The following is a 19,282-nucleotide window of genomic DNA, read 5'->3' as shown; positions in this document are numbered from 1 at the left end:
ATGCCAAATTACCTGGCATCATGGCAACCATCAAAACGGAGAGATGCCGGAGCGGCTGAACGGACCGGTCTCGAAAACCGGAGTAGGGGCAACTCTACCGGGGGTTCAAATCCCCCTCTCTCCGCCACTATTCAAGCACTTACCCGCTCCGCTTTCAACGAGCCCGGTCACACTTGGTATGATATTGGTATACTCTCTTGGTATATTCCCCGCCTTAGTCCCCATCTGAATTATCTAAAACAGGCCTGTCCAAGGTCGGAGATATCTTAACTTTTCTGTCGTAGACTAACACTTGGCTTTCGGTTTTGTGGCCCGAGAAAAGCTGCTTCTCTTTAGATGATCCTTCATAGTCAGAAATGCCTTTTGCCTTGATATCGTGAAACGTGCAATTCAGTTGCCGGCCGAGCTTTTCACCTGCTGCTGCACGCGCCTCTTCCCAAAGATCGTTGAAGCCACTCTTCGAATATTTTGTTTTTTTACTGCTGCAGATCACCGTTTCTTTACCGCCAAGACTCCTGCCTATTTCTACAGCATTTTTCAACCGTTCGTTCCACGCCTTGATCTGCTTTATTCCCGTTTTGCCTTGCTGAATAAATATTCCCTTGTCGCTTATCTGTGACCATTTCAATGCCCTAACATCTGAAACGCGAGCTGCGCACAGATAAGATATTTCCATTCCGGCGCGTAGTGCTGGCGCAGCTTCCTCATAAATGGCCTGATATTCTTCATCTGTGATGTAAACCTCCCGCGCTTTGAGCGTGAATTTTCTGATGCCTTTGCATGGGTTACCTTTCACATAGCCACGCTCATATCCCCAGCCAAAAACTCGAGACATACTGGCGACTTCTTGGTTCGCCTGGGTCTTACTACCCAGGCCTCGACGATCCATAAAGATGCGGACCTGTTCAATCTTGATATCATCGGCCCTCATCTTGCCGAACACCGCCAGCAATTGCTTCTGGTGCTGCCTGTAATCCTTCTGAGTCCTGGGGGCTAGCTCGGTAAAGGATGGGCTTTCCAAAAACATATTCCAGAGTTTGGAAAAAGTCATAACGTCATGACGTTTCGCCTTTTCTTCTTCATAGCGCTGCCAGAGCTTTGACATGCTAGTGTTACGGATCTTTCCCAGCGTAATGCTTAGCTTCGTTCCTTTTGGCTTCCAGACGTAACTGTATTTATTTTTGGTAACCCGCGGAGGCAATTGAGCGTCCTTTGGATCCTTTCGTGGTCTTCCCATAAATGGCGTCGTAGTCAGGTTCTGTTGCAACATGTTCGTCAACCTTTGGTAATTCAGTCGTATTTGGTGCCAGATTTCGACGCAGAACAATTGGCCTGTTTCTACCATCCGTAGTGAATGGGATGCCGTGGCAACGCAGCTGGCGCTGCTGCTCTGTGTAACGCCGATAGCCCGTAATCTCTGCAATTTCCGCTGGTGACAGTGTAAGTTCGTGCATGGCTATCACCTCAGATAGCCAGCCAGTAAACAATAACTGGCTGGACATTGAATTTCTGTAAATGAAAAATCAGTTTGCGGTCAGGTGCTGCCAGATGGCAGAAACATATTTCGCCTGATGCCGGGCATCCGCCAGGGCATGATGCGGATCACCTTCGAAGGGGATGTCGTAGCGGCAATTCAGTCCGACAGCTTTTCCCAGCTCAACGACGGTTCGCACGTCGCGGTAATTCCAGTGCGGGATAGGGAAGGGGGTGTCAGCCAATTCAAATGCTGCTTCCAGGAGGGAACAATCAAACGAACTACCATTCCCCCAAAGCTGCACATTCTTAGAGCCGTTGGCTGCGTTTTCAGCAATGAAGTCGAGAAGCTGCTCGAGCGCTTCTACCAGCCCAACCGTATCATCCACCACGATTGCAGATCGGGCTTCCGGCGATTGCTTCAGCCACCAGAGGATGGTACTGGCGTCTGGCTTGGCCCCGAATGACATCGACGATTCGAGGTCAATCACCTGATAATGCTCGGCGCCAGTTGTCCCGCTGGACGGATCAAAGAATACTGCCCCGACTGAAACGATCGGCGCGCCAGGTTTATTACCCATAGTTTCGAGATCCACCATCAGGTGTGTGAACAAGGTTTCCGCTACTGCATCTGTTTGCGTAGCAATTGCATTAACGCTTTCGCCTGTTGATACCGCATTAGTAACTTCGACTTTCTCTGACTGAGCCTCTTCCATCTGCACATTGCTGGTGGTCTCCGTTACTGTTTCCGTTTTTTCGACTTCGTTTGAGGTGTTATTGATGACCGGTTCAGTATTTCCACCCATCAGACCATCAATGGAGAACATGCCGCCGCCGAGGTTGGCGACCTGCGGTTGGCTGGCGGTGGAGCCTGCCCACTTAGGAAGGTTCTGCGTTTCTGCTTCATCTTCATCAGCGAGTTTTTGCTCACCTGCTTCTACCCATTTTTGCAATACGTGTTGCTCAGCAGCTGGCGCAGGCACAGTCACCAACTCAGTTGCAGCATTGAATTCAGCCGTCATCGTCTGGTTAATGAACTCCAAGTGAGCAACAGGCGTCAGGTGGATGTTCTCCGGTGCGATGCGTACCAGGTTGAAGATGGCTGCACGGTTTACCGACAGAATGCCAGGTTGATTGCGAAGGATGGTGCTCCAGGACTTCCAGGGCTGCTCTTTGCTGGCGACAATCTCTTTGGCGCGGCGGTGAATGCTGCCAGGGATTTCACGATGGTTAAAGTCCATAGGAAGTAGGGCACAGGCGATTTCCAGATCCAGAGTATCCAGCGTGTGATGGGCACCTTCACCGCGGTCGGTGATAAAACCGCCGTCTGCATTGGTGCCTGAGTCAGTGCGCTGCACATTACTGATACGGTTGCCGGCAGCCCATTCGCGCGCCAGGATACCGCGGTTGATGTAATCAGTTGCAGCCCATATTCTGGTGAAACGGAGTACCAGAGCCAACTCGTGACGCTTATCCTGACTGAATACCTTGCGAATGGCGTCGGTGAAACGCCAAAGATCCTTGGTGTCGTACCCCTTCACTTCCGGGCAGCTCTCAGCGGCTAGCAGCAAGTTCTGGACGTAGCTGTTATCAGTATCCATTTCAAGCACGCCAAGCGCTGCGAATTCTTCACGGGTTACGTGGTGACGCAGTTCGTCAGCTGTGAACTGGGCGAGCAACTGTTTGCGAAAGGGCATCTGCACAACGGGATAATGGGTGTCTTCGTCGTCATGCTCGTCAATCACCAGACCTTGCTCGACTTGCCCGGTGCCGTCAGCTGCATCGGTTTCAAAACTTGCTTTAATCATTGGGAATTTGCCGTTCAACCAGTCCTCTACCAGCTGGTTACGATCGCCAGTTTCTGCTTTCGCCCAGTCGGACATGAAAGCTGCGATAACATCAGCTTTATGTTCTTCGCCCTGAGCGAAAATATCTTTAACCGCCTGAACCAGTTTCCATTCAGCGTGCAGGCTGAGTTCATCAACTTCAGGCGTTTCGCTTTTGGCCTGAAGCAGGGTCTGGAGATATGTGTTGCCTTCATCCAGCGACATTTCGCTGGCATCCAACTGCTGCTCTTTAGTTATATGTGTTTGATATTTGCTGCTGGTCAGGTGCACGGCAAAGCGGACGGCTGGAGTACGGTTTTCTAACGATACGGTCTCTTTTCCAGTCGTAACGTCAGCAGCGATGTTCACATCGTCAGGAATGGTGGCTTCAACGGTACCAGCAGCCTTTGGAAGCCAGGTGCGTCCGTCGTCCTGCAGCTCGTAGCGTTCGCACCAGGTGTAGTCAATCGCGCCTTCTTTAGGCAAGTCGTTACACACTGGCAGGTCAGTGCGGATCGGTTTGGCGTAATCTTTACCGCGGCCGGTTTCAATTTCGGCGTCTTCAAGCGCGACATCCAGCTGCAGGTTGGCGCGCGCTGCACTTTTAGCAGTGAACCAGATTACGACATCTTTCTTGCCTGATTTTTGCGTTGCCTTGATTAAATGAAAGAATTCCATATCGGGTCCTTAAATTTGGTTGTAAGATACCCGCAGCTAATGATTGCCGCCTTGGGTAGTGGTCATTGGTCAAAACTCGATTCCGGAAAGCTTTGGTCGGCTGACCGGGTACTTAACCCGCCTTGCGCGGGTTTTGTGCTTTTTGGGCGCTGCTATTTTTTCTTGAGCTGGGAGACCAGCACCAAGTCGAGCGCATCCAGCACGGGATCGAAGGCGGTGTTCTCAGGTGCTTTACTGACAGCCCGGATCACCTCTGATACTGAAATCTCACCATCGCGTGGCACATAGCCGCCGCCCGGCCCTCTGTGCGAGATGACAAGTTTCCCGCGGCGCAGCTGTTTAAATATTTGCTCAAGGTAGGAAATCGAGAGCTTTGATTCTTTACTTACTGCTGCGATTGTTACCGGAGCGCCGTTATAGATGGTGTCCAAAACTGCAATGGCCTGGACAGATGCCATAACCCGCTTCATACCGAATTCCATATTGGTTTCCTTCAAGGCCTGCGGCCATTGGTCAAAACTCGATTAAAAATGAAACGCAGGCTGTTGGTCGTCAGCCGCTTTGTATGGGTAACAGTCTCCTTTCACATGCTGCTCTGCGGCAGCTGCTTCACATACTTTCTCGCTCTGATAAATACCGAGCATGATGTCTGAGCATTCCCCGGTGAGGGCGCAGACACTAACGATTAACGTGAACAATGAGGTCATGCGTTTAACTCTGGATTGCCTTTCTGAGCGAGGAAGTAGCAGAGCTTGCGAACTAATATCCCCACCAGACTGAGGCGAACAGCCTGAAGGCCTACTGGGTTGCGTGCGAAGTCGATCATGGTTATCTCCTGTTTGCCTTTATCGCCAGGCTAGCGGAACGGTAAATCCTGCTGCGCAAGTGCTAATGCCATCTCATCCGGTGATTCGTATGCCGCCGGCAACTACTTCGTGGGCGTCCTGCCTTGATGACTGATTTTCTAAAATCAGGCTACAAATAAATATACCAGAGGTCAAGGTGTATTTGATAAATAACATACCAGCATATGTTATTGTTATCAGAGTGGGTGCGCTTTAGATGCAAAAAAAGCCGCTATAAGCGGCCTTTAATAGTTGGGGGCTGGAGTTTTAGGACTGAGGATCGATTTTTCGTTTGCGTAAAAATTCGGCCATGAAAGCATCAAGCTCTTCTAGTCTGGTTTTTGCTAGTGATATAAATCTTTCTTGCTCAGCTTCTGGCAATTGATCAAAGACTTCCAAAAGCGCTGACTGTTGCGAAGTAAGAATTGTTTTACTCTGCATTACAGAGGCTATGTGTTCTTCTTCTTCATCGGTCATAAAAAACCAATACAGCGGCTTTCCAAGCGCTTCCGGCAAAAGCACAAGCTTCTCTTTACGCGGAAAAATACCTGCATTACACCAGTGGCTAACGGTTTGCGAGTTAACGCCGATACGGCGCCCCAGTTCCGATTGAGAGATTCCCGCCTCATCAAGAGCTCTTTGCAAACGTTCTTCGAAGTTCATTTTCAGTTCCCAATCTAACCAGTAAACCAGCATACAAAGTTTCTTTTCAAATGTGGCCAGTTAAATTTCTTGACATTGATAAGTAAATTATCAAGTATGTGGTACGGAATTTAGGAGGCCCGATGAACAAAAACATTCAAATGAAAATTATTTCTCTTTGTGGAAGCCAGTCTGAACTAGCGCGCCGCTTAGGTAAAAATTCACAAACCGTTTCTGTTTGGTTTCGTACTCAGGTAGCTAGTACCGAGGTTTTAAACGCTTGTAGGGCTCTGGACTGGAAAGTAATACCCCATGAGCTACGTCCGGATCTTTATCCCAATCCGACAGATGGTTTACCTCAAAAGGAGGCTTAATCATGCAATCAATCACACATCAACATCATAACCAGCATTTCGCCGCACCGCTGAAAACTCAAAATCAGTTTATGGCGCGTCGGCGAGACAGCTCAAGGCATCGTTCCTTACTGGAGGCAGTGCGGGAGTGGAAATCCTCTTTACCCGGCCAGGCTCAGGAAAAGATCGCGCAGCTGGTGGCCGAACAGTGGGCTAAGGAAGGGGGCCGCGGTATAGCGGTCAATAAGCAGAACCTATTCCGCTATCTGAAGAATGAGGGACGCTCGGATAAATACACTGCTTACGTTATGCAGCTGTCGGACGCAATTGTCGCAGCTATGCCTGTAGAGATCGCCAGAAAACATGGCCTCAGTAATGCCAGAACGGAAGCCGAGCTGGTGGCGAATGCAATCAAGGAATGCAGTGAGGCACACCAGGCGAAGCTGCTTGGAGCACCGTTGCAGAAACTTGAGAAGGAAATTCGTGAAGCGGCAATCGCTTTATTCAACATGTTACCTGCTGACGCGGCGGGACCACTATTGGCGAGTATTAGCGCCGTAGCGCCGCAATTTTTTTAATCGAGTTTTGAACAATGACCACCAGCGATGCTGGTTAAAAAGAGGTTTTTGATGGCCCGCATCAGAACAGTTAAACCTGAATTCTGGACAGATGAGAAGGTGGTGGAATGCTCAATTCCAGCGCGCTTATTGTTTATCGGGTTATTTAACTTCGCAAATGATATGGGGTGCCTTGAGCGGTCTCCGAAACGCCTCAAGATGCAAATCTTTCCGGCTGACATGATCGATTGTGAGCCACTGCTACTTGAATTGATAACTCATGGACTGCTCAGTGAGTATTCAGTGAGTGGAGTTAATTACCTCCAAATAAAAGGATTTCTTAAGCATCAGAAAATCAATCGCCCGTCGGCCACAAAAATACCGCTCCCCCGTGAATTCACTGAATCGGGCAAGGATGTCGGGGGTAATTCAAACACTAATCACCGAGGCCTCAGTGAAGACTCAGTGAGTACTCATGGAGAGGTCACTGAGCCCTCACCGACGGATACGGATACGGATACGGAAGGGAAAGGAATAAACCCCTCTTTTAGCGCTGGCCATACAGAAAGCCCGGGTGGGGTAGTTCCACCAGCTGACCCAACCGCCCCGCGTTACCTGGAAGGCATGAATGAACCGATCGGTAAATTCACAATGTCTGGCTCCTGGTTGCCGTCCAGAGATTTTCGACAGCGCGCGGCTATGTGGGGGATCGCTTTGCCTGAGCCTGACTATCTCGTTACCGAGCTCGCAGAGTTCACGTCGTACTGGATGTCTGAGGGGAAGGTATTCACTCAGGTGCAGTGGGAGCAGAAATTTTCCAGGCATGTACAGCGCGTGAGAACGAACCAAAAACCACAGACCGGAGGAAAGCAAAATGCGGCAGTTCAATCAGAACCAACAGCATCCCGAGCTGTTCAGCAAATTCAGTCAGCACACGCAAAATGGCGGCGTGCGAACGGGCTTGATGGCAACGGAGACGGCATGGCGGTTGTGGCAGGTGATGGGGGAAATCTTCTCCAACCGATGGACGCAGAAGAATGGGGCAGAACCTACGGACCTCTGGATTGCTCAGATAGGTTCGATGACTGAGAGTCAAATCAGCCTTGTATGCCAGCAGTGCATGGAACGTTGCGCAGTTGGTAATACCTGGCCCCCGGATCTCGCTGAGTTTGTCTCTCTGGTTTCAGAGAGTGGTGCCAATCCGTTTGGGCTTACCTCGGAGCAAGTGATGTCGGATTACCGGCGCTGGCGAAACGAATCATATCGATATTCGGGCAGCGATAAATATCCTTGGCCGCAGCCGGTGCTGTATCACATCTGCATCGAGATGCGCAGAACAGGCGTTGAACGCCAGATGACAGAGGGGGAATTGAAGAAACTGGCAGAAAAACTTCTCACGAAGTGGACCAAACACGTTAGCAACGGTCTATCGGTTCCTCCGATCCGTCGCCAACTGGCAGCACCGCAGCACCCGGCAGGACCAACTCCGGCACAGCTGCTGATGGAAGAGTACAAACGCCGCAAAGCGGCTGGTTTCAGCAACTAAATCGAGTATTGACCAATGACCAAACAGTTAACCCAAAAAGAACAGGTGGCGGTTTTTGTACGCTATCGACCGAACTGCGCCGTAGGCGACGTATCCGATGCACTGGACATGGCTGGCGCCACCGCTGGCAAATTGCTGCGGGAGCTGAGTGATGAGGGTGTAATCATCCGCACCCGAAACAGCGTGCAGTTCGTCTACACGGCTGCGCCCGATGCAGACATTCCAGACGTTATCTTGCCCTGCATGATCCTGAAAAGTGATCCGGCGAGAATCATGGCAGCTGAACAGAAAGCGAAGGCGCTGGCTGATAAGGGTTTATGGCGCCGTGCAGCTGGTGTTTATACCGACATGTTCAGCATCGCCTGCAGCTCAGTTGAAGTGGCACGTATAGCCAAAGCCCGCAATGAATGCCTGCGCATGGCGAGGAGAGCATGAATATGGCCAGCAATAAGCTTTGGACAATCATTCGCGCTATCCAGTCCGGTGGTGAGATTACACCGCGTCAGGTTTGCCGATTGCTCGACTGCGACAGCAAAAAGGCCTGTCGCATGCTTGAGCATCTTGTATCAGCAGGAGCAGTTAAGAACATTGGCCAACCACGGCACCCCGTATTCGTCATGCTGCCGGGTGGAGAGAAGCGCATCAAGCCATTGCAGGTGGTGCTGGTGGAGCGCCAACAGCCAAGTATTACAGAGGTCTGTCGCCAGAACTGGCTGGGCTATCAGGTACACAAAATTTTCGGGAGGGCGCGGGTATGAACGATTCACTGAACAACAAACAGCTGGTGGCGGTTGGTCATTAGTTTGCGAAGGCGATGAGCAGCGACACGCCGATCATCGATATGGCGAAGATGTTCACTCGCTTGGGCGATCGGCTGGACTGCACCACACTGGCGCTGCGCTGGATGCTTACCGCGCCGCCATGCTTCAGGGTGCCGAACCTGTAAGCCAGTCTTACATGTTGCGAGAAGGATGTGTTGAATAAGGTTGCCTTTGTCTCTTGAATGACAAACCCCAAATAGACACTTAGAGCGGAAGAGGGAAAATGTGCTCTCTTTCACAAAGGAGGGTTTATGGCTAATTTCATTAAGATTCAGTCTAGTCAACAAGAAATTTATTATCGTCAAATAGCGGCCGCTTTGGGGTTAACGTGGGATGAGTATCTTAGAATGAATCCCCACTTGAAAAAATTATTTGGTGAAGTGTTCTACTAGTTCATCACTGTAGCTATTAGGCTGTGGTAGTTTTAACAAAAATCTGAAATTGATTGTGAGGTTCGTATGGAAGTAGATATTTTACTAATCGGAAATGGACTGACTGGCGAAGTAAAAATGTATGATTATCCGAATAAAAAGTTTTTGGTGACTGAAGTGACGGTACAGTCCGCTAATGCGGCCCGTGTTTTTGATGTTGTGTTGCATGAATACAATGGAAAAACCTATGCGATAGGAATCGGAAAAGCGACGGACTCGCTGCAGGTCGAAAGCTTGATCGATACCAAACAGCCAAAGCCAATACCAGGAAACCTGCTTTAAAGGTTCTAAAAGCTAAATTCGGTTTTAATAATTGGATGGCAAAAGTCATGGGATCATAATGAGCGTGGAGTACCGTATTGTGGATATCAGTATGCGCATGCTGCAGAGCTGTGCCACGCCCGAGGTTTCCCGGAGTGGTAGATCATCGACCGAGACTATCGTGGTATGAAGTATGCGAAGGATAAGCAAGTTGCCCGGTGTGGCAATTCAGTACTAGGGCCGTTTGCTGAAGCACGGGTAAGGACAACATGCCAGAAATGCGCATCATTAAGAATGCGACATAATTGACTAAAATGTAGCCGCGAAGTCGCGGCTACATTTTAGCGCTTTGTCCGTTTGAAACGGTGGAGGAAACGATATTTTTTATCAGGCAGTTAGAACTTTCTGTTTCTAAAACTGGAATACATCATCAGATATCTTTTAATATTGCGAAGTGTCATCAATTTCATCAGCGTTCGCGAACTCATGCTTTTATTACGGATATAGTACAGGGTAAAGAGTTGATATTTTCTACTGGAAGCATCTAATTTAGATTTATGCTTTCGATAGAAATCCAGATAACCTGCGAACTTTCTCCCTGAGCATGTAATTCGAGCTTCTCCATGATTTACATAAAGCACTTGAGTAATGTCATCCAGTTTGAATGGGTCGCCATATGTTTCAGCCAATCGATAAAAAGCATCATAATCCTGCGCTGCGCTTAAATTCTCATCAAACAATGTTTTACGCAGTCTGTCGGTTAATGTCAGGATCTGATTGCCAATTATATTTCTTTTATCAAACAGGCTCTTTTTGTATGCGGGTTTAGGATAATCTTTCAATTCGCTTAAATTTTGATAACTATTGCTTTCACATAGGTAATCATTTGCATACAAAAATGCGTGAGTCTCAAGCTTGTACTGATAGGCAACAAACGACGAAAGACGGGTAGGTAGCCATTCGTCATCATCATCCAAGCCTGTAATCAAATAGCCTTTGGCCATTTTTATGGCCTGATTTCGGACAGCGCAGGCACCCGAATTAAATTCGTTACGAATATAGGTTATACGTGGATCTTTAATTTCAGCAACAAATGCCTGCAGCTTCTCAAAAGAAGAGGAAAAATCATCAATAATGATAAGTTCCCAATGAATATAATCTTGCCTAATTACAGAATTTATAGCCCGTATTGTCAGCGCTTCACGATTCCATGTCGGCATGTAAACAGTGATAAGAGGTGTAGCGGTCAACGTAGCCTCCGGCACGTAATCATTATCCATCAATGCACCAGTAAAACTTGCGGCTTTGATATTACTTCCAGAGAAGTCAACGCCAGCGCAAACCGCATGATCGAAGATAGCCCCCTCTGTATTGCAGTGACTCATATTAGCCCCGTTAAGATTGGCAAATGAGAAATTAACCCCACGTAGATCACTGAAAGAAAGGTCACTTCCGGATAAGTTGATATTTTTCAAATTTAGCCTCCGGAGGTCCATAAAACGCAAGTCAGCGCCTGCTAGATCTGAATAATAGTCTGGATTTTTTAAAGATTTATTGTGATGTTTGAGCAATTTTCTCTGTGCCACTTTTTTGCTGTTCATGTTTAAATTTTTTGCTTTATGTAAGCGCATATAACAAACATTCTGCACAGTTAAACACTGCTGTTGCTGTTCAGCAATCATGCCAATAATTTTTAGGATATATGCCATGGAACTTACAAAGAAAGACGATCATGTTGCCTTAACAATAAAGCAACTTAAGGTTAAATTTTATGTAACTTCTTGGCCTTGACCACTCGAGAAGACAATGCTTCCGAAACAGCCTGATCGATAAGTAACCAAACATGGAGCGAGGCGTACGTTGTGTGCAAGGATCTCCTGGGGTTTCTAACAAAACATGGTCGATGCGTCCTTATCTTCATCAATACAAACCGCATTTGATGCCCCGAAATTATTGCAAACCAGAAATGAGAGGTTTATAAAGTAACTGTATAAATATACAGTTTTTCAGCGAGGAGGGAAAAATGAAAGTTGATTTAACCATTGATCGGACTAAAAAACTTCCAGATGGCGCGCTCCCGGCGCTTCAAACAGAACTATCTAAACGATTACAGAATGAGTTTGAAGATTGCTCGGTGACTATTCGGCGCGCAGGTATGGATGGGTTGAGTGTTTCTGGTGGTGAGAAAGACGTTAAAACGAAAGTTGAAGAAATCCTCCAGCAGACCTGGGAAAGCGCTGACGACTGGTTTTATTAATACAGCATTCAATGACTTTTCCAGGCTGAAGGGGGGACTGGTGAAACAAAAAGAAGAATTACCAAAAAAGGGATATGCGGTTATTAGGTGTCACGATGGGGTTATCGTTGCACGACTGCAATCATTTCCAGAATGTGAGCGAGCGCTGATGTACAGGCGTGGCGATGAAGTATCCTTCATGCCGCTCCAGCGAGATGAGATAGTAGGCACACCAACACTCTTTACACAGATGCTGGAGAAGGCGGGTATTCGCGTTTCTCTAAACTCTGATACACTCCCCTCATAGGCCTGAACAACCTATACCTGCTGCGCCACTGGAGAGATACCATGGCGCAAAAACCAATCAATAAAACCTTACCACTGACCCCATCCGGGGACAGCGATTTTTTATTGTCTGCAGCTTTACGGGGGCAGGCATGAAAAAGAGCTGGTTCACCCACACCAATCTGACTACAGACGAAGCAGAGGAGCTGGTTAAGCGCTATCGCGAAAAAGGCGTTCGCGTAGAGAAAACCCTCGACAGGGATCCGCGATACTGGACCGTAAGCGCAGAGCTGCCCCAGCAAAAGTCCAACCCAAAAACAGTACAAAGCATGCGTTCCCGTGCGTGGGGTCACTCATGAAAATCTATAACGTAGTGCCGATGGGCAAGCCACGCATGACCCGCGCAGACAAGTGGAAGAAACGACCAGAAGTGCTTCGGTACCGGGCATTCTGCGATCACGTCCGTTTGCTTGGAGTTAAGCTGCCTGAGGCAAACTCCCACGTTACGTTCATCCTCCCCATGCCCAAGAGCTGGAGCAAGAAGAAACGCGCTGAAATGAACGGTAAGCCTCACCAGAGCAAGCCCGATAAGGACAATCTGGAAAAGGCGTTGCTGGATGCTCTATTCGAGGATGATGCCCATATCTGGGATTCACGCGTAACGAAACTTTGGGGAGAAGTAGGGCAAATCATTATTCGGGAGATTAACTGATGCGAGGGTTATTAAAGCCAGTTATTGCCCGGGAACTTGGTGTGGTTCTGCTTAAGCCGGGCAGTGAACTAATGAGCCTTTTCAGCGGTGGCAGGGTTCTGGTGGAGCGCCAGCCTGAAAGCATGAAAAGCTACCCAGCTGGCCGGGTTCCCGATGCTCTGCAGCCGTTGGCTTTCGAGCAGGATCTGATCCAATTCTTCCATTCGGAGAAAGTGATTTACGCAGCTGGTGGGCTGCCAAGTCTTGAGAACTGGTTACTCAGGAGTAGCTCTGGGCATTGCCAGAACGAACATAGCGATTATCACTATCACGAAATGACCATCCTGCGACAGGAACCAAGCGCGCTGCGGTTGTGCGGCTACTGTGACAACTTATTGAGAGGGCAGTATACAGAAGCGCTGGCAGAGCTGGCTCGTCAAAACCTCATCGACTGGATTCTGGACACTATCCGCTACACGCTTCTGCTGGACAAGACACGCCAGATCTCCCTGTCTGAGTTGTGCTGGTGGGCTGTCATTAAGGGCGTTTTCGGAGAGCTGCCAGAGTCCGTCGCACGTAAGGTCCTTCGATTACCTCAGGAGAAGATGAGTAATCGGGAAAGTGACATCGTCCCGAGCGTGTCGGCCACCAGCATTATCGCTGACAAAGTGGCTGAAATGCCTATTCCTCAACCCGTAGTTGTCACAGTTGTTGAACCTGAATCGCCGTTGACCTTCATGAAGCGCCCCAAGCGCATCCGCTGGGAGAACAGTAATTATCTTGCTTGGGTTAAAACCCAACCTTGCGCCTGTTGTGGTCAGCAGGCTGATGACCCCCATCACTTAATCGGCTGGGGGCAGGGTGGTATGGCAACGAAAGCGCACGACATTTTTGTGATCCCGCTCTGCCGTATCCATCACACCGAACTGCATAACGACCCAACTGAATTTGAGCGCAAGTATGGCGCGCAACCGGTACTGATTATTAATTTGCTGGACCGGGCATATGCGCTCGGCGTTCTGGCGTAGACGGATTGGAGAATACGATGAATCTCGACAGCGTATTAAAGTTTTTTGCACCTAAAGGAATGCACATTTCGGACAGCGTCCGCGCAACAGCTGGCGATCAGTTAACTGTAACCGATATCATGGCGGCATTGGGCATGACTCAGGCAGACGCCGGCATTGGCCTTGCCATGTATCTGGGAAAGGCAGGAATAAGTCCACAAGATAAGGAGGCCGCGATATCCTGGTTATCGGAATACGCTAAAGCGCATGCTCCTATGGCGGTACGTAAAGCTGCTGGTAAAAAATTCCCGCTGTGCATGCGGATTCTCGCCCGGTTCGCCTTCAAAGACTACGCCTCATCAGCTGCTGACAGTGTCGATTGTCCAAAATGCCAGGGCAAAAGCATCATCACCAAAATCAGCGTGATTACCAAAAGCCATTACACGATGCGCCTGCCTCAGTTTGCTAAGGATCTGGGCCAGTCTCCATCTGACTTTGAGGTCACCCGTCAGGTTAAGGATGTGGACCACCAGCTGTGCGGCAACTGCAACGGCACGGGCCAACTGAGTAAGCGCTGCCAGTGTGGAGGAACGGGAAAAACCCTCGACCGTAAAGAAACTGATTTCCAGGGCGTACCCGTTTATAAGGAGTGCAAACGGTGTGAGGGAAGAGGGTACAGCAGGCCGAAATCATCGGTGGCGTATCGCGGCGTTCTGGCTGAGCTGGATAGCCTTCCAGATCGCACCTGGCGCTACAGCTGGAAACCGTTCTATGAAAGCCTGGTGACGAAATGTTTTCAGGAAGAAAGCAATGCTGATGCTGAACTGAAGAAAGTAACAAGAGCGCATAATACGATATAAATATCACTATTTAGCGTCACGTTACTTGCAAAGTTGCCGTTTTTGTGTAAATTTGACGTTAACGATGGGCATTGTATGTTCAGAGTTAAGAAACCCGCCACCGAGCGGTTTTTTTTATGCCTGCAATTCTCCGCGCCACGCTCGGCGCAATTCAACCACAGAGCCTTTCAGGGGTGAGCCATAGGGAACGGTCGGTGTGACTGTCTCTGTGGGCTGATCATTACTGAGCGCGGATCAGTGCATCGCTTTATTCATAATTAAGTATCCCTCACACAAGCCCGTAAACAGAATGGCTACACTCTATCGTTAGTGAGGGAGGGTAAGGTATGAAAGAAGGTTTTTACTGGATAAAACACAATGGCAGGGTTCAGGTAGCCTTTTACGCAGATGGCGAAACGGAAGATCTCCGAACAGGACGGATTATCAGGGGTATATGGCAACTGACTCAAGGTTATGATATTTGCGATGACGGCGAAGCTGAGATTCTTCAAGGTCCCATTGCTCCGCCATGTTAAATATATACACGTATTTTAAGGCTGCCTTTAGGCGGCCTTTTTCATTTTCAGGTCCTGGGAATCAACATCAGATGGCTTCGTTGTTAAATGCAGCCCGAGGGCCTGATCCTATACACACGGAATAATTATGCCTGAGACCTCAACTATCGTAGGCGTTGGTCTTACATCGTCTTCTGTCGGTGTAACCTTTGCCACGCTGTTTCCGGAGGCGACTCCTGCAGTGATGCTCGGATCGCTTGCCGGAACCGCGTTATACGTTCTGACCTCAGACCCCCATCAACTCTGGAAGCAGGCTATCTTTGCGCTGATATCATTTATCAGTGGCGTGTTCTTCTCCGTGCCCATGGCAAAAATCATGGCCGGAATCATAAACACGCCATTAAGCCTGATGAAGCCACCGGCCAGCATCGAGGTATCCCCAGCTGTCGGCGCCATCGTTACCGCTTCCATTTCCGTGGCAGTCCTGCTGCGCATTCTTCGCAAGTCCAAAAGCGGGAAGATGCCAGGGCTGGGGGAGGAAGATAAATGACATGGCAACTTCTTCTGATGAATGCAAACGCCATAGTTTGCCTGTTAATCATGGTCAGGCTGATGTTTTTCCGGAAAGAGGGGAAGCGTTATCGCCTGAGTGTCGCGGTGCTGGCCTACCTGATCATCCTTGCCGCCGGATTCAACGCCTTCAGCATTCTTTTCGGCCATTACGTACAGGTTAATCTCGGCGATCTGCTGCTGAACTCCGTCATCTGCATGGCGGTATGGCTGGCGCGTGGGAATCTGGCTAAGGTCGTTATCTCGGAGTAAATCATGCAAGCTCTCAACGCACAGCGTAAAGCCTTCCTGGACATGCTCGCATGGTCAGAGGGAACCGATAAGCCAGGTCAGCCAACAAAGAACCATGGCTATGACGTGATTGTGGGCGGCTCACTCTTTACGAGCTACGCAGATCACCCTCGCAAACTGATCACCCTTAACCCCCGATTGAAATCTACTGCTGCCGGCCGCTACCAGCTGCTTTCTCGCTACTGGGATGCTTATCGGTCGCAGCTTGGCCTCAGGGATTTCTCCCCGGCCAGCCAGGACGCGGTGGCATTGCAGCAGATTAAAGAACGCCGCGCCCTGCAGCTCATCGACGAAGGCTATATCCGTCAGGCCATTGACCGCTGCAGCAACATCTGGGCGTCGTTGCCCGGCGCAGGTTATGGCCAGCATGAGCACAAGGTTGAAAACCTCCTGAAGAAATTCAAAGAGGCTGGTGGTTTTATAGCGGAGCCAAAGGCATGATCGGCGCCGTTATCAGGAAGTTATGGCTGCCGATTGTGGTCATAGTGCTGCTGGGTTCATTGGTATGGGCTGTTAATCACTATCGCGACAACGCCATCACCTATAAAGACCAGCGCGACAAAGCGACTGACAAGCTGAGTCAGGCTAATGACACCATTGATGACATGAAGGTGCGCCAGCGTGATGTGGCCGCGCTGGATGCCAAATACACACAGGAACTCGTAGATGCGAAAGAAACCATTGAGCGTTTGCATAGCGATGTCATTGCTGGGCGTAAGCGGCTGCAACTCAACGCAACCTGCAAGATTAACTCCACCGGAACCTCCGGCATGGATGATGCAACCAGCGCCAGACTTACTGACTCCGCTGAACGGGATTATTTCACCCTCAGACAGCGAATCGAAACCGCAACCAAGCAACTGACAGGTCTGCAGGAATATGTCCGTACGCAGTGCCTGAAATAGAGCCTCATCCCTGAGGTTCAGACACAGTCTCTCCTCTGGACTTTAAACGTAGCAAATTCTCACGGCCTCGCTTAACACGGGGATTTTTACTAACTGAGGGTTAAGAATGTCATCTCCGATCATGAAGTATTTTGCGTACCAGCATCTTCCGGCACACCTGCAAGAAGTGAGTAAGCCTATTGGCGATCTTGCGACGCTGATGGATGAAACCTTGCCGGACGGCGCAGAAAAGGCAGCAGGCCTGCGCAAACTGCTAGAGGCCAAAGACGCATTGGTACGCGCTAAGCTGGGTTAAGTCATTACAAAGCTCATCTGCTGGTGGGCTTGATAATGGGAAAACAGTGATGCCTATAAGTTTTGGTAATTAGAAAAAACCTCAGATAAGTGCTAAAAATTTTCCCAGTAAACAACGATGAGATGAAGAATGAAAATCCTGGGATTTGATGAGCACAGAACAAAACGTGGGAGTGGTGCATTAAAGTTCTTTGAGCTGGAGCGTGTACCAAGCAGTGACTGGGTAAAGATATTCGAAAGCCTGTTCACAAAAAGTGTTGATAAGGCGTGGGTTGAGGGGTATTGCATAGTAACGAACTGCCCAAGCAGTGACATAGCTGAAAGGCTAGTGCAGTTACAATCAAAGTGTGAAGAAGCAAACACAATATTCAGAACTAAGAACTCAACTCTTTGAACAGTAATCGCCGCCTACGGGCGGTTTATTATTGCCATTACAACGCTCATCTACCGGTGGACATTGATAATGCCTCTAGCTGCAGGTTTGCATTAGGAGTAAATGGCTGGGGTTTTTAGTCTACGTTTAAGGCTTACAACTATGAGCGAGGCTGAATTATGCAAAGCGATAAAGAGGAATACCTTAAGCAGGCGTTACTGGTAGTCCTGTCTCTTAATGAGGACTCAGGTCTGAGCCTGGATGGGGTTGTGAATGACGTACGCCGGGAAATGAGTAAGGGCGGAAAGTACAACCATTACTGTCCAGATGGTGCTGAAGAAGTATGTGGCATCGTTAAAAAGTCAGTAGAAGAGGTCAAAGCTAAAGGCCAAAAGCGCTGACGTTAAGCAATCAGTTCGCTTCCTCATTTACAGGAAAAGAATATCCTCGGATGATATCCCTGATAAGCTGTTGCCAAGTTCAACGGCTAATGAGGCAAAACGGTGATTGGAATTTTGAAACGTGGTCCCGCTGCAGTTAAAGTTAAAAATCATGTCACAGACTTGATGGCTGCCATGAGGGCCTCCTTCCGTAAATTAACGGCTGGAGAGCGCTTTGATGAGACTACGCTGCATATAGTTTGCACAAGCATCATCGTTGCGGCGATTATGGAGCGAGGCGTCAGCTCACCCAGACTAATGACCGCTCTCTCTGATCATGTAATGAATTCATACGGATTAAGTCTGGAAGAAATGCAGCTTACGCCTGTCCTTGCGCATGGCATGCTCAAAGGATTGAATGGAAAAGATACTCTGCAGGTTAAAATGAGCATGCTAAATGACATTTGCCCCGGACATGAGTTTGGTATCGATGGAATTAGATGGTTTGAAACCAGCGTGAATTCAGCAAAGGATCAAATCGATTCGAACCTTAAGGATGCGATTCATACTTTGAGTAAATAGTTTGTTTGCTGGTCCGCCACGCCAATAACGACACCTCTCGTTAAACTTGATAAGCCACTTGCTTTCGCTGGTGGCTTTTTTATTGCCATCAACATGGGCAGTCTCATCATAATTGCTTTATCCCATTCAGCGGATAATCAACCAAATATCCTCAATAAGAGATAGGCATTACAGCAGGCATTCACTTAGTGCCTGTGATAATGTCGAAACACATTAATCAGGTGCGCGAGATGTCGGGTAATACCGATCCGGACGAAGCGTGACGCTGCTATAAGCTGGAGGGTGGTGCAGACGACCAATATCTTCTGGCTCAATGGTTCGAATCCATTCCTGATTACCACGCCCAAGCCACTGGCATCTGCTGGTGGCTTTTTTTATGCGCATCGCACGCGCACATCAAAGAAAGTCTTTCAGTTGTGAGCCTGGGCAAACCGTTAACTTTCGGCGGCTTTGCCGTGCGACAGGCTCACGCCTAAAAGGAAACATTCAATGAGTAACAAAATCATTACGCTCTCTGGTGCTGCTTCTGATGTGCTTTACGCGCTTTTTTATCGTGGTGCTCTTGTGTCTGGTGATCTGCCATCTAAATCCGGTACTGCCGAACTTCGCGAACTGGGCTTTGCAGAAACAAGGCATACAGCTACGGAATACCAGAAAGAAAAACACTTCACCTTCCTGACCCCTGAAGGGCAGAAATTTGCCGTTGAACATCTGGTCAATACGCGATTTGGAAAGCAGCAATATTGCTCTTCGATGATGCTTCGCGTTGAGATTGATACCTCTGCCATAGAACAGGCAATCGACAGGCTGGATGTTCGAAAAGCCATTCAGGAAGAATGTCAGCCTGGCGGTCTAATCTGGAATCTGCGTGGCCGCTGATA

30 protein-coding genes, 1 tRNA gene and 2 pseudogenes are annotated in these 19,282 nt (G+C 48.9%); 25 read left to right on the top strand and 8 right to left on the bottom strand.

Translation table 11 applies throughout. The features are described 5' to 3' along the window. Positions 1 to 37 precede the first annotated feature (37 nt). Positions 38 to 127: transfer RNA gene (locus WFN75_RS09975), tRNA-Ser, on the top strand. 87 nt (positions 128 to 214) lie between these two features. Here WFN75_RS09975 and WFN75_RS09970 read toward each other — a convergent pair. From WFN75_RS09970 to WFN75_RS09945, 6 genes are all read right to left on the bottom strand, one after another. After that, positions 215 to 1,237, bottom strand: a complete 1,023-nt coding sequence (locus WFN75_RS09970; RefSeq protein ID WP_336996252.1) for a tyrosine-type recombinase/integrase — start codon at positions 1,235 to 1,237, stop codon at positions 215 to 217. Next, a complete protein-coding gene (locus WFN75_RS09965) occupies positions 1,176 to 1,502 on the bottom strand; it encodes a DUF4224 domain-containing protein (protein ID WP_286933714.1) in 327 nt (108 codons plus the stop codon). Before WFN75_RS09965 ends, WFN75_RS09970 begins: the two co-directional genes overlap by 62 nt. 21 nt (positions 1,503 to 1,523) lie before the next feature. Continuing rightward, positions 1,524 to 3,977, bottom strand: a complete 2,454-nt coding sequence (locus WFN75_RS09960) for an exonuclease (protein WP_336996106.1) — start codon at positions 3,975 to 3,977, stop codon at positions 1,524 to 1,526. 152 nt (positions 3,978 to 4,129) lie between these two features. Then, positions 4,130 to 4,459, bottom strand: coding sequence for an Rrf2 family transcriptional regulator (locus WFN75_RS09955; protein ID WP_336996105.1), 330 nt, complete (start codon positions 4,457 to 4,459; stop codon positions 4,130 to 4,132). A gap of 42 nt (positions 4,460 to 4,501) precedes the next feature. Beyond that, on the bottom strand, positions 4,502 to 4,684 hold the full coding sequence (locus WFN75_RS09950) for a DUF1482 family protein (RefSeq protein WP_336996104.1): 183 nt from the start codon (positions 4,682 to 4,684) through the stop codon (positions 4,502 to 4,504). Positions 4,685 to 5,089: 405 nt separating this feature from the next. Further along, a complete protein-coding gene (locus WFN75_RS09945; protein ID WP_336996103.1) occupies positions 5,090 to 5,518 on the bottom strand; it encodes a helix-turn-helix domain-containing protein in 429 nt (142 codons plus the stop codon). Between the two features lie 89 nt (positions 5,519 to 5,607). Here WFN75_RS09945 and WFN75_RS09940 point away from each other — a divergent pair, with 89 nt between their 5' ends. The 8 genes and pseudogenes from WFN75_RS09940 to WFN75_RS09905 form a co-directional block, all read left to right on the top strand. Then, positions 5,608 to 5,838, top strand: a complete 231-nt coding sequence (locus tag WFN75_RS09940) for a transcriptional regulator (RefSeq protein ID WP_336996102.1) — start codon at positions 5,608 to 5,610, stop codon at positions 5,836 to 5,838. Between the two features lie 2 nt (positions 5,839 to 5,840). Continuing rightward, positions 5,841 to 6,395, top strand: coding sequence for a toxin YdaT family protein (locus WFN75_RS09935; RefSeq protein WP_336996101.1), 555 nt, complete (start codon positions 5,841 to 5,843; stop codon positions 6,393 to 6,395). 27 nt (positions 6,396 to 6,422) lie between these two features. Next, positions 6,423 to 7,463: a DnaT-like ssDNA-binding domain-containing protein gene (locus WFN75_RS09930; RefSeq protein WP_336996100.1), complete on the top strand. Its 1,041-nt coding sequence runs from the start codon at positions 6,423 to 6,425 to the stop codon at positions 7,461 to 7,463. After that, positions 7,375 to 7,920: a replication protein P gene (locus tag WFN75_RS09925; protein WP_336996251.1), complete on the top strand. Its 546-nt coding sequence runs from the start codon at positions 7,375 to 7,377 to the stop codon at positions 7,918 to 7,920. Before WFN75_RS09930 ends, WFN75_RS09925 begins: the two co-directional genes overlap by 89 nt. 15 nt (positions 7,921 to 7,935) lie before the next feature. Then, positions 7,936 to 8,355, top strand: coding sequence for a hypothetical protein (locus WFN75_RS09920; protein ID WP_336996099.1), 420 nt, complete (start codon positions 7,936 to 7,938; stop codon positions 8,353 to 8,355). Beyond that, complete coding sequence (locus tag WFN75_RS09915) at positions 8,352 to 8,678, top strand: hypothetical protein (RefSeq protein ID WP_286933703.1); 327 nt, start codon at positions 8,352 to 8,354, stop codon at positions 8,676 to 8,678. Before WFN75_RS09920 ends, WFN75_RS09915 begins: the two co-directional genes overlap by 4 nt. A 521-nt stretch (positions 8,679 to 9,199) precedes the next feature. Further along, the gene (locus tag WFN75_RS09910; RefSeq protein ID WP_207291864.1) at positions 9,200 to 9,454 is read left to right on the top strand and encodes a hypothetical protein; all 255 of its coding nucleotides are present in this window, start codon (positions 9,200 to 9,202) and stop codon (positions 9,452 to 9,454) included. A gap of 55 nt (positions 9,455 to 9,509) precedes the next feature. Then, positions 9,510 to 9,738, top strand: a pseudogene (locus tag WFN75_RS09905) (DNA cytosine methyltransferase); the annotation flags it as partial. A 90-nt stretch (positions 9,739 to 9,828) separates the two neighbouring features. Here the strand turns inward: WFN75_RS09905 and wcaA are convergent. Both wcaA and WFN75_RS09895 read right to left on the bottom strand, forming a co-directional pair. Further along, a complete protein-coding gene (gene wcaA, locus WFN75_RS09900; RefSeq protein ID WP_286933988.1) occupies positions 9,829 to 10,713 on the bottom strand; it encodes a colanic acid biosynthesis glycosyltransferase WcaA in 885 nt (294 codons plus the stop codon). Between the two features lie 9 nt (positions 10,714 to 10,722). Beyond that, positions 10,723 to 11,034 (bottom strand): annotated as a pseudogene (locus WFN75_RS09895) (pentapeptide repeat-containing protein); the annotation flags it as partial. A 422-nt stretch (positions 11,035 to 11,456) separates the two neighbouring features. Here WFN75_RS09895 and WFN75_RS09890 point away from each other — a divergent pair. The 16 genes from WFN75_RS09890 to WFN75_RS09815 all read left to right on the top strand — a co-directional run bounded on the left by WFN75_RS09890 (position 11,457) and on the right by WFN75_RS09815 (position 19,280). Continuing rightward, positions 11,457 to 11,690 (top strand): DinI-like family protein, encoded by a 234-nt coding sequence (locus tag WFN75_RS09890; protein WP_207291862.1) that lies wholly within the window; start codon positions 11,457 to 11,459, stop codon positions 11,688 to 11,690. A gap of 40 nt (positions 11,691 to 11,730) precedes the next feature. Beyond that, positions 11,731 to 11,976 (top strand): hypothetical protein, encoded by a 246-nt coding sequence (locus WFN75_RS09885; RefSeq protein WP_207291861.1) that lies wholly within the window; start codon positions 11,731 to 11,733, stop codon positions 11,974 to 11,976. Between the two features lie 130 nt (positions 11,977 to 12,106). Then, a complete protein-coding gene (locus tag WFN75_RS09880; protein ID WP_286933700.1) occupies positions 12,107 to 12,313 on the top strand; it encodes a hypothetical protein in 207 nt (68 codons plus the stop codon). Continuing rightward, positions 12,310 to 12,666 carry a RusA family crossover junction endodeoxyribonuclease gene (locus WFN75_RS09875; protein WP_207291859.1) on the top strand — a complete coding sequence of 119 codons (357 nt, stop codon included), beginning with the start codon at positions 12,310 to 12,312 and terminating at the stop codon, positions 12,664 to 12,666. Before WFN75_RS09880 ends, WFN75_RS09875 begins: the two co-directional genes overlap by 4 nt. After that, on the top strand, positions 12,666 to 13,673 hold the full coding sequence (locus tag WFN75_RS09870; protein ID WP_286933698.1) for a DUF968 domain-containing protein: 1,008 nt from the start codon (positions 12,666 to 12,668) through the stop codon (positions 13,671 to 13,673). Before WFN75_RS09875 ends, WFN75_RS09870 begins: the two co-directional genes overlap by 1 nt. A gap of 17 nt (positions 13,674 to 13,690) precedes the next feature. Further along, complete coding sequence (locus WFN75_RS09865; protein WP_286933697.1) at positions 13,691 to 14,512, top strand: antitermination protein; 822 nt, start codon at positions 13,691 to 13,693, stop codon at positions 14,510 to 14,512. A gap of 326 nt (positions 14,513 to 14,838) precedes the next feature. Continuing rightward, positions 14,839 to 15,027, top strand: a complete 189-nt coding sequence (locus tag WFN75_RS09860; protein ID WP_286933696.1) for a hypothetical protein — start codon at positions 14,839 to 14,841, stop codon at positions 15,025 to 15,027. Positions 15,028 to 15,154: 127 nt separating this feature from the next. Then, entirely contained in the window at positions 15,155 to 15,556 is a 402-nt protein-coding gene (locus WFN75_RS09855) for a putative holin (protein ID WP_212477837.1), read from the top strand. Further along, positions 15,553 to 15,828: a phage holin family protein gene (locus WFN75_RS09850; protein ID WP_286933694.1), complete on the top strand. Its 276-nt coding sequence runs from the start codon at positions 15,553 to 15,555 to the stop codon at positions 15,826 to 15,828. Before WFN75_RS09855 ends, WFN75_RS09850 begins: the two co-directional genes overlap by 4 nt. 3 nt (positions 15,829 to 15,831) lie before the next feature. Continuing rightward, entirely contained in the window at positions 15,832 to 16,308 is a 477-nt protein-coding gene (locus tag WFN75_RS09845; RefSeq protein ID WP_286933693.1) for a glycoside hydrolase family 24 protein, read from the top strand. Continuing rightward, positions 16,305 to 16,772 carry a lysis protein gene (locus tag WFN75_RS09840; protein ID WP_212477839.1) on the top strand — a complete coding sequence of 156 codons (468 nt, stop codon included), beginning with the start codon at positions 16,305 to 16,307 and terminating at the stop codon, positions 16,770 to 16,772. Before WFN75_RS09845 ends, WFN75_RS09840 begins: the two co-directional genes overlap by 4 nt. 106 nt (positions 16,773 to 16,878) lie before the next feature. After that, positions 16,879 to 17,067 (top strand): hypothetical protein, encoded by a 189-nt coding sequence (locus WFN75_RS09835; RefSeq protein ID WP_212477840.1) that lies wholly within the window; start codon positions 16,879 to 16,881, stop codon positions 17,065 to 17,067. 129 nt (positions 17,068 to 17,196) lie between these two features. Then, on the top strand, positions 17,197 to 17,460 hold the full coding sequence (locus WFN75_RS09830) for a hypothetical protein (protein ID WP_286933692.1): 264 nt from the start codon (positions 17,197 to 17,199) through the stop codon (positions 17,458 to 17,460). A 158-nt stretch (positions 17,461 to 17,618) separates the two neighbouring features. Beyond that, positions 17,619 to 17,840 (top strand): hypothetical protein, encoded by a 222-nt coding sequence (locus tag WFN75_RS09825; protein ID WP_207293398.1) that lies wholly within the window; start codon positions 17,619 to 17,621, stop codon positions 17,838 to 17,840. Positions 17,841 to 17,942: 102 nt separating this feature from the next. Continuing rightward, positions 17,943 to 18,401 (top strand): hypothetical protein, encoded by a 459-nt coding sequence (locus tag WFN75_RS09820; protein ID WP_286933691.1) that lies wholly within the window; start codon positions 17,943 to 17,945, stop codon positions 18,399 to 18,401. A 489-nt stretch (positions 18,402 to 18,890) separates the two neighbouring features. After that, a complete protein-coding gene (locus tag WFN75_RS09815) occupies positions 18,891 to 19,280 on the top strand; it encodes a hypothetical protein (protein ID WP_286933690.1) in 390 nt (129 codons plus the stop codon). Positions 19,281 to 19,282: the final 2 nt, after the last annotated feature.

It is taken from the genome of Leclercia sp. UBA7405 (assembly GCF_037152215.1).
Classification (GTDB): Bacteria; Pseudomonadota; Gammaproteobacteria; order Enterobacterales; family Enterobacteriaceae; genus Enterobacter; species Enterobacter pneumoniae.
Note: the sequence above shows the minus strand (reverse complement) of the source record. Positions and strands in the feature narration are given on the sequence as shown.

Coding starts and splice junctions, on each gene's coding strand:
- WFN75_RS09830 (WP_286933692.1), top strand. CDS start 17,197: ATGAAAATCCTGGGATTTGATGAGCACAGAACAAAACGTGGGAGTGGT.
- WFN75_RS09965 (WP_286933714.1), bottom strand. CDS start 1,502: ATGTCCAGCCAGTTATTGTTTACTGGCTGGCTATCTGAGGTGATAGCC.
- WFN75_RS09855 (WP_212477837.1), top strand. CDS start 15,155: ATGCCTGAGACCTCAACTATCGTAGGCGTTGGTCTTACATCGTCTTCT.
- WFN75_RS09955 (WP_336996105.1), bottom strand. CDS start 4,459: ATGGAATTCGGTATGAAGCGGGTTATGGCATCTGTCCAGGCCATTGCA.
- WFN75_RS09815 (WP_286933690.1), top strand. CDS start 18,891: ATGAGTAACAAAATCATTACGCTCTCTGGTGCTGCTTCTGATGTGCTT.
- WFN75_RS09910 (WP_207291864.1), top strand. CDS start 9,200: ATGGAAGTAGATATTTTACTAATCGGAAATGGACTGACTGGCGAAGTA.
- WFN75_RS09880 (WP_286933700.1), top strand. CDS start 12,107: ATGAAAAAGAGCTGGTTCACCCACACCAATCTGACTACAGACGAAGCA.
- WFN75_RS09845 (WP_286933693.1), top strand. CDS start 15,832: ATGCAAGCTCTCAACGCACAGCGTAAAGCCTTCCTGGACATGCTCGCA.
- WFN75_RS09930 (WP_336996100.1), top strand. CDS start 6,423: ATGCTGGTTAAAAAGAGGTTTTTGATGGCCCGCATCAGAACAGTTAAA.
- WFN75_RS09865 (WP_286933697.1), top strand. CDS start 13,691: ATGAATCTCGACAGCGTATTAAAGTTTTTTGCACCTAAAGGAATGCAC.
- WFN75_RS09950 (WP_336996104.1), bottom strand. CDS start 4,684: ATGACCTCATTGTTCACGTTAATCGTTAGTGTCTGCGCCCTCACCGGG.
- WFN75_RS09835 (WP_212477840.1), top strand. CDS start 16,879: ATGTCATCTCCGATCATGAAGTATTTTGCGTACCAGCATCTTCCGGCA.
- WFN75_RS09875 (WP_207291859.1), top strand. CDS start 12,310: ATGAAAATCTATAACGTAGTGCCGATGGGCAAGCCACGCATGACCCGC.
- WFN75_RS09850 (WP_286933694.1), top strand. CDS start 15,553: ATGACATGGCAACTTCTTCTGATGAATGCAAACGCCATAGTTTGCCTG.
- WFN75_RS09925 (WP_336996251.1), top strand. CDS start 7,375: ATGGGGGAAATCTTCTCCAACCGATGGACGCAGAAGAATGGGGCAGAA.
- WFN75_RS09960 (WP_336996106.1), bottom strand. CDS start 3,977: ATGGAATTCTTTCATTTAATCAAGGCAACGCAAAAATCAGGCAAGAAA.
- WFN75_RS09840 (WP_212477839.1), top strand. CDS start 16,305: ATGATCGGCGCCGTTATCAGGAAGTTATGGCTGCCGATTGTGGTCATA.
- WFN75_RS09940 (WP_336996102.1), top strand. CDS start 5,608: ATGAACAAAAACATTCAAATGAAAATTATTTCTCTTTGTGGAAGCCAG.
- wcaA (WP_286933988.1), bottom strand. CDS start 10,713: ATGGATAATGATTACGTGCCGGAGGCTACGTTGACCGCTACACCTCTT.
- WFN75_RS09860 (WP_286933696.1), top strand. CDS start 14,839: ATGAAAGAAGGTTTTTACTGGATAAAACACAATGGCAGGGTTCAGGTA.
- WFN75_RS09890 (WP_207291862.1), top strand. CDS start 11,457: ATGAAAGTTGATTTAACCATTGATCGGACTAAAAAACTTCCAGATGGC.
- WFN75_RS09970 (WP_336996252.1), bottom strand. CDS start 1,237: ATGGGAAGACCACGAAAGGATCCAAAGGACGCTCAATTGCCTCCGCGG.
- WFN75_RS09935 (WP_336996101.1), top strand. CDS start 5,841: ATGCAATCAATCACACATCAACATCATAACCAGCATTTCGCCGCACCG.
- WFN75_RS09870 (WP_286933698.1), top strand. CDS start 12,666: ATGCGAGGGTTATTAAAGCCAGTTATTGCCCGGGAACTTGGTGTGGTT.
- WFN75_RS09920 (WP_336996099.1), top strand. CDS start 7,936: ATGACCAAACAGTTAACCCAAAAAGAACAGGTGGCGGTTTTTGTACGC.
- WFN75_RS09915 (WP_286933703.1), top strand. CDS start 8,352: ATGAATATGGCCAGCAATAAGCTTTGGACAATCATTCGCGCTATCCAG.
- WFN75_RS09825 (WP_207293398.1), top strand. CDS start 17,619: ATGCAAAGCGATAAAGAGGAATACCTTAAGCAGGCGTTACTGGTAGTC.
- WFN75_RS09945 (WP_336996103.1), bottom strand. CDS start 5,518: ATGCTGGTTTACTGGTTAGATTGGGAACTGAAAATGAACTTCGAAGAA.